Origin of the sequence: Pseudomonas sp. GD04058 (genome assembly GCF_029836855.1) — a bacterium.
Lineage (GTDB): Bacteria > Pseudomonadota > Gammaproteobacteria > Pseudomonadales > Pseudomonadaceae > Aquipseudomonas > Aquipseudomonas bharatica.
Genome location: NZ_JAOECN010000080.1, coordinates 1 through 6050, shown reverse-complemented (window position 1 = coordinate 6050; position 6050 = coordinate 1). Strand labels below are relative to the sequence as shown.

The following is a 6050-nucleotide window of genomic DNA, read 5'->3' as shown; positions in this document are numbered from 1 at the left end:
ATCAAGTCAGGGGTATAATACCTGTAAGATCGGATCTTACGGACGGCAGCACATGGCACGTTTAATTTCATACCTTCGAATGTCTACAACCGAGCAGTTGAAAGGCTTTTCGCTTGAACGTCAGCGAAAACTGATCGCTGATTTTGCCCTAAGAAATGGGCTTTCGCTCGATGAAAGTCATGCAATTGAAGACATAGGCCATTCTGCATTTTCTGACGACGCCAACCAAAAGCAGCTTGCCCGGTTCTTCACTGATCTAGAAGCCGGGAAATTTTCCCCCGGTGACGTTTTCGCATTGGAAAACATCGACCGTCTGACCCGTCGTGGCCCCATTGATGCGATTTTAAAGATCAATACGATCTTATCAAAAGGGTTGAAGCTAGCGATCATTAGCACTAATGAACAAAAAATCATTGAAGACATAAATGACGCTTCTACAATTATAACTTTATCAATTGATGCAACACGTTCACACGGTGAAAGTAAAAACAAAAGCGATAAAGGTCTATCAAACTGGGAAGCAAAAAGAAAGCTTGCCGCTAGTCATGGTGTAGCAATGACTGCACAAGCCCCTGCTTGGCTCGATACGATAACCTTTGACGTATTTGATGAAGAAATACGAAAAGACATTAAACGCCGTAGATACGTCCTAAATCCTGAAAAAGCTGAAACCGTTCGCCTTATTTTCGATCTTTATCAAAATGGTAATGGTTCGCTAAAAATCAAAAATATCTTGAATGAGCGAAATATTCCGACTTTTAAAGGTGCTGAATACTGGGAACCTTCAATTATTTCAAAAATGGTTCGCAATCCCGCAACCTATGGAATGTATCAACCCAAGAAACAAAACACTGGGAAGCGTGATTTAATCGCTACTGGAGAACCAATTGAAAACTATTTCCCAGCAGTAATTACCAAAGAAGTATTTGACCAATGCCAACAAATCACTGCCACAAATACAACTAGAAAAGGTCGCAGAGGCAAGTTATTCACCAATCTATTCACTGGATTATTGATATGTGCTGATTGTCATGGCCCTATTCACTTGCTTAACCCCGGCATTGATAAGCGTGCAAAAAATCCAAAACCAATTAATTATCTAGTTTGTAAGAAAGGTAAGTTCACAAAGGCATGCATCACCAAAAGACTTCGTTATGATGATTTTGAGAATGTAATGCTTCGAGCAATTCAAGAAATCAACCTTGCAGATGTTTTGCACGAAAATAACCCGCTTGAAAATTTAATTAAGAAGCAGAGAGCCACGCAAGCCGAAATTGAGAAAAAGAAAAAGTTGCTTGAAAACTTTGAGAAGAACTTTATTGAGAACGATGGCGATTTACCTTCGTTTATGATTACGCAAGCCAAACAAGCAGAAACGGACATAAAGGCTTTGGATATTGAAGCCATATCTATTCAATATGAAATATCTCAACTGAACGTCTATAACTCAAATATGGACAACGCCATTGAAGAGTTAAAAGCTCATGGCACATATGAAGCTCGTTCAAAAATCAATCTCATACTGCATGAAATTATCAGTCAAATAGTCATTGACTTTGAGCTTGATGATTACGGTGTGATGTTCAAAAATGGTGCCAAGCGATTCGTCAATAATGGCATCATCCAGAACGTATACAGAACTACAAATCCTATTCAACGTGATGATGAAATTTCAGAAATCTTGAACCATGCCCGTCCTCATGTTGAAGATGTTAATTTTTAAATACTACTGCATGGCTGACACTTTCACCGACTTATAAGTTGCTTTAACTTCCAGATTATGGCCGCCAATTGGTGGCCTTTCTTTTGTGCTATACATTTTCAATTTTAAATTTTATTGAAATTTCGACCCACTTGAAAACATTATAATGTATGTTACTTTATATATAGGCTACTTATCTAGGCAAGCAATGTTCTTGGTTCCCAAATAACTCTTAAATGGTTCCCATTTATTCATTATTTGGTTCCCAACCAACAGCTAAATGGTTCCCATTTATCTATTGTTTGGTTCCCAAGAACGCTTGATATTTCGCACTTCGTTTGAAATATAGGAGAGCCAAAAACAATAAATTATTCATGGGTGAATTATGAAAAACAATAAAAGAGGAAGCATTACAACAAACATCTTAAATGAACACTTTCCCGGTAAAACAAAAAAAGAATTGTCAGCCGATGAGCAGATAAAATTTAAAAAAATATATGCCAAAGTTTCTGATAGCAAAAGAAAGGACAACAGTTTTCATTTAAGACTTACAGGTGAAGACGCCGCTTTTTTTAAAAGTCTTTTTCCAGTGCATGGTGACAAGCTTCATGCCAAAACAAACAGAGTTAAGATATTAAGAAGCATCTTGGGTAGCAAGGTCAATAGTTCCATTGTTTATACTGACCCGACCCTCATCGAAGCGGCAAAAATACTTGAAGAAAAATTGAATGATGGTGGTCTTGTAAGAACATTGAACGGTTTAAGCCTTGCAATAAAATCCATTACAGATGACGGCATATATAAAACCAAGAATGGAAAGACGTTTCTTTTAGGTGAAGTCATATCCACTATTGAACAACAAATAAAATCTATACGTGAATTATCAAATAAGCTTGATGGGATACTGGACACCGTTTCATTAAAGCCTTGTGAGGTCAAGTATGAAAAGAACAGTAAAAAGAATGGTGATGCATGATTATCAAAAAGCCACAAGGAGATTTATCGGCCAACCTATCTAGTAAAAAAGAAATAGTTTTCAATGTGGACTATTTCTTGAATAAGGCTTTTCACAAAAACGAACCAGACACATGCAACTTACCTTTTGTAAATAAATTCACTGACAACCATTCATATAGTAATTTCATGGCTGAATACTTTATGGACGATTTAAGCAAGGGACAAAAGTATGCGGCTTTATGCGATATTGTTTCTTTCTCGCCCAATGACTTTGATGTTGATAACCTAACACTAGAAGATAAGCAGAAAGCTTTTAAAGCAGTCAAGTCATACGTTAGACAAGTCTATGGTTCAAGAACATTCGTAGCGGACTATCACATTGATAATGGACAACTTCATTATCATATCGTCGTAAAAAACAAAGATAAATTTGGAAATTGCTACACAACAAAAGCGTTCAATGACTTCGACAAGAAAGAGAGAGTTGCAGCAAAGCTTGAAAAACAATTCGGGCTTGAAGTTGTTGAAAATAGAAAGTGCGTATTAGCAGAACAACAACGTCTTGATGATTTTCAGTATTCTCCCACAGCTCATTTGCAACGATTTAAAAAACATAATCCAACAGCTTATGCCGATAAAGTTGACCAACTTACAGCGATGGATGATTTCATCAGGTCAACCGCCAAGAAATCAAAGTCACCACAAGAACTTTTCGAAGCATTACAAGCCAACAACATCGGTATTCGCATAAATAATGACAATGCGGCAAATCTTGCATTTTCATTTATTGATGGCAACGATAATTCGTTAAAAGCATCGCAGGTTAATCTTTCAATGAAGTCTTTAAAGGCTAAATTCAAAGACTTTAATGATGAGCAGCTTAAAGACATAGTAAGGCAAGCGGCAGAGTTTACACCTAATAAAATCACACATAACCTTGCATGGGTTGGCAAACGAATTGACTTTGAACCTATAATAAAAACAAAAAAAGACACAATCCAATGGAGATTAAAGAAATATCAAGCAGAAGAGCACTCAAATATTGTTCGCTACTATTCAATATCAAAAAAAGGTTATGAATATGACAAGTTCACACATGACAAAAAAAGCAATTCCGTTTCTATTCATGAAGTAAGTCCATCGACAATTCGGGACGCTTTGATTGTATTAACTAATAATTCACCATGCGAAACTATCAAAACGGAATCCGCCAGTAAAAGCTTTTGTATTGAGGGCATCAAACAATCAGTTGAATTAGGCTTGTTTGATAAATCAGGCTTTCAGTTCCTAATGCCTAACGTGAAAGACTTGTCAGCGGAAGATGTTGAACAATTGAATGATTACCTTCGAGATAAGGGCAAGCCAGAAATTGAATTCAAAGAAGCTGATGGTGTCTTGATAGCTATCGCCAAGATTGAAAAGCCAGTCATAGAAGCCGCTCATGAAGCCATAGAGGCATCGAAACCGATTATACCGACCCATGACATGCCAGAGGCACAAGTACAGCTAGAAATGGCTGATATTGAGCCACAGATAGCAGACGATGAACAGCCAATCATTGATCCATCTACTTATGATGATTTGATTGATGACTTAATATCCGATTATCAAGAAAGCTACTTTGTTTCAGGGATTATTGACAGCGTAATTGAGGCGTTAGATGGAGTTATTGAAGGAGAACCCAACAACATACATTTATTGATTTTGGACAAAATCCAAAACAATGAAGTTGATAATAAGCTTAAAACCGTTGTGCTTGAAAGATTAGAAAATGCTTTGATATGCGATATTGAACACGAAGTTAATTCATTGAAAAAAATGCACTTGCCGGGAAATTCAAGTCACAGCATTGATGAACATAGGGAATTTGACAAAAAGTATATTCCAAATCTATTGGTCGAAGAACAAAAAAGCCAATATTGGAGCAGGCAGCATATATACAAACTTAAAGACAGGCTTGAAGAAATCAATCCCGATATAGCAGATGATATGAATTACGCTATTAAAGAGAGGTTTAGGTATGGTCCGGGGCATTTCTACAAGTATAAAAAATAAAGCCCGCTATGGGCTTTATTTGACTTTCAATATTTAAATGATACGATAAGAAAAGGTGAAGCCCTAATGTGATTAGCATTAAGGCTTCGGTGTTGAACTGATACCAGCAGTTTCAACTTGTAATTAAAGTTATAACATATAATTATAATCATTCAAGTCCCTCCTGCTGGAAAATTCCATAACTATAAGAAAGTCAGTATTAACACCTGTAAGCAATGTTGGAAATTCAGGTGATTGTTCCGTTGCGTAGCCAAAGAGAAATAGAATGGGGATATTGGAAATTTCTCAACCCGCCAGCCATAGAAATATGTTGAACAGGGTTCCAATGTGGTGCTGATATAGCCATCAAGTGTTCAAAGTTTAAACTGAATATCACAGATTTAAACCCTGAGAAAATAGCAAAATCAGGTCAGGCTTCACTTGTTTTTTTAATAGAAACGAGGAAGACCAGATTTGCCTGAGAAGATCAAAGGCGAAGCCTTCTTCGAAGGCAATTCTGGAATTGTAAAGCGAAAAGCCGCTAGGCTTTGAGTATATAAAGAAGATCTTATTTATTAAGAAAGACGCACGTACCCACCCGCATGACCTAACCCCTAACCCCCTAACCCATGACCCATGACCCTACACAGCCATATACTGCGACTTTACTGCTCAAACAATTTAAAACGGTCAAATTCAAGCGAAATTTTTAATGTTGATAGTAAGACATTAAAACCTTCACTCCGGCTTTGAAAATGCCATTTAAGAATGTTGAAAGCAATCAAGGTGTTTTTTCAAATCGAGTGGCATGGTTTGAAAATTTTCATTTTGTGAGGTGGCCTATCCCCCACGCTTTGAGCTGAAAAAAAACTGGGAGCGATTTTTGAAATTTTCCGATGATTTTTTTTGAGGAGTTAGTTGTAAATCTCAATTAACTAAAATTCGAATATTGTTGAACCCTAAATACGAATAACATCGGACTATAAATATATTTTCATTTTGCTATTGACAGCTTGTTTTTGCCGTATTTAAGCCATAAATAGAGGGTTGGGGAAAGTTGAAAACTCAATAATTTGATGTAAATTTTTAAAAAGTTTTGAATTTTTTTTATGAAAAAAGCATTTTAATGTTGCATGCTGAGAATGATGTTATGGGTCTAAAAAAAACTGTTTTTGATTTAGCACAAATTTGACCTTTAAAAAGCTTGTGATTTTAAAGCGAAGCGATCACCAGAATAGGCGAGCCACTGCACGCCACCGCATAGCGGCCATACACCACGTAACCGGGGCTTTCGATATGATTCCAGTAATGACACGAACCCCAAAAAACCACAGGTTAAACGCTACCGTCTTGATCA

General features: G+C 36.8%; 3 protein-coding genes. All 3 read left to right on the top strand.

Going from position 1 to position 6050, the window contains the following annotated elements:
* Window positions 1-1723 (top strand): recombinase family protein (locus tag N7650_RS27745; RefSeq protein WP_279900887.1); only part of this gene is annotated, 1723 nt, incomplete at its 5' end.
* Between the two features lie 364 nt (window positions 1724-2087).
* Entirely contained in the window at window positions 2088-2678 is a 591-nt protein-coding gene (locus N7650_RS27740; RefSeq protein WP_147408622.1) for a hypothetical protein, read from the top strand.
* Window positions 2675-4714, top strand: a complete 2040-nt coding sequence (locus N7650_RS27735) for a relaxase/mobilization nuclease domain-containing protein (protein WP_279900886.1) — start codon at window positions 2675-2677, stop codon at window positions 4712-4714. Before N7650_RS27740 ends, N7650_RS27735 begins: the two co-directional genes overlap by 4 nt.
* Window positions 4715-6050 lie beyond the last annotated feature (1336 nt).